The organism is Bacillus sp. FJAT-27001 (genome assembly GCF_019039175.1).
Taxonomy (GTDB): Bacteria; Bacillota; Bacilli; order Bacillales; family Bacillaceae; genus Bacillus; species Bacillus velezensis.
Window position 1 is genome coordinate 20170 of record NZ_JAHOAA010000009.1, and the last position, 1714, is coordinate 21883.

At 53.3% G+C, this 1714-nt stretch carries 1 rRNA gene; it reads right to left on the bottom strand.

Annotated elements, in window-relative coordinates:
- Nucleotides 1-75: 75 nt before the first annotated feature.
- Nucleotides 76-1625: ribosomal RNA gene (locus tag BGM27_RS18455) — 16S ribosomal RNA — on the bottom strand.
- Nucleotides 1626-1714 lie beyond the last annotated feature (89 nt).

Genomic DNA, 1714 nt, shown 5'->3' on the forward strand with positions numbered 1-1714 from the left:
TCCTTCAAAACTAAACAAGACAGGGAACGTTCTGTTTATAAGACCCAAGGTCTTATATTCCGTTAAAATCCTTAGAAAGGAGGTGATCCAGCCGCACCTTCCGATACGGCTACCTTGTTACGACTTCACCCCAATCATCTGTCCCACCTTCGGCGGCTGGCTCCATAAAGGTTACCTCACCGACTTCGGGTGTTACAAACTCTCGTGGTGTGACGGGCGGTGTGTACAAGGCCCGGGAACGTATTCACCGCGGCATGCTGATCCGCGATTACTAGCGATTCCAGCTTCACGCAGTCGAGTTGCAGACTGCGATCCGAACTGAGAACAGATTTGTGGGATTGGCTTAACCTCGCGGTTTCGCTGCCCTTTGTTCTGTCCATTGTAGCACGTGTGTAGCCCAGGTCATAAGGGGCATGATGATTTGACGTCATCCCCACCTTCCTCCGGTTTGTCACCGGCAGTCACCTTAGAGTGCCCAACTGAATGCTGGCAACTAAGATCAAGGGTTGCGCTCGTTGCGGGACTTAACCCAACATCTCACGACACGAGCTGACGACAACCATGCACCACCTGTCACTCTGCCCCCGAAGGGGACGTCCTATCTCTAGGATTGTCAGAGGATGTCAAGACCTGGTAAGGTTCTTCGCGTTGCTTCGAATTAAACCACATGCTCCACCGCTTGTGCGGGCCCCCGTCAATTCCTTTGAGTTTCAGTCTTGCGACCGTACTCCCCAGGCGGAGTGCTTAATGCGTTAGCTGCAGCACTAAGGGGCGGAAACCCCCTAACACTTAGCACTCATCGTTTACGGCGTGGACTACCAGGGTATCTAATCCTGTTCGCTCCCCACGCTTTCGCTCCTCAGCGTCAGTTACAGACCAGAGAGTCGCCTTCGCCACTGGTGTTCCTCCACATCTCTACGCATTTCACCGCTACACGTGGAATTCCACTCTCCTCTTCTGCACTCAAGTTCCCCAGTTTCCAATGACCCTCCCCGGTTGAGCCGGGGGCTTTCACATCAGACTTAAGAAACCGCCTGCGAGCCCTTTACGCCCAATAATTCCGGACAACGCTTGCCACCTACGTATTACCGCGGCTGCTGGCACGTAGTTAGCCGTGGCTTTCTGGTTAGGTACCGTCAAGGTGCCGCCCTATTTGAACGGCACTTGTTCTTCCCTAACAACAGAGCTTTACGATCCGAAAACCTTCATCACTCACGCGGCGTTGCTCCGTCAGACTTTCGTCCATTGCGGAAGATTCCCTACTGCTGCCTCCCGTAGGAGTCTGGGCCGTGTCTCAGTCCCAGTGTGGCCGATCACCCTCTCAGGTCGGCTACGCATCGTCGCCTTGGTGAGCCGTTACCTCACCAACTAGCTAATGCGCCGCGGGTCCATCTGTAAGTGGTAGCCGAAGCCACCTTTTATGTCTGAACCATGCGGTTCAGACAACCATCCGGTATTAGCCCCGGTTTCCCGGAGTTATCCCAGTCTTACAGGCAGGTTACCCACGTGTTACTCACCCGTCCGCCGCTAACATCAGGGAGCAAGCTCCCATCTGTCCGCTCGACTTGCATGTATTAGGCACGCCGCCAGCGTTCGTCCTGAGCCAGGATCAAACTCTCCGATAAAGTAGTTTGACTGACTACGCACATCGCTGTGCGATTTATTTAAAACTTTGAATTAACAGGTACGTTTTGTCTTGTTTAGTTTTCAAAGA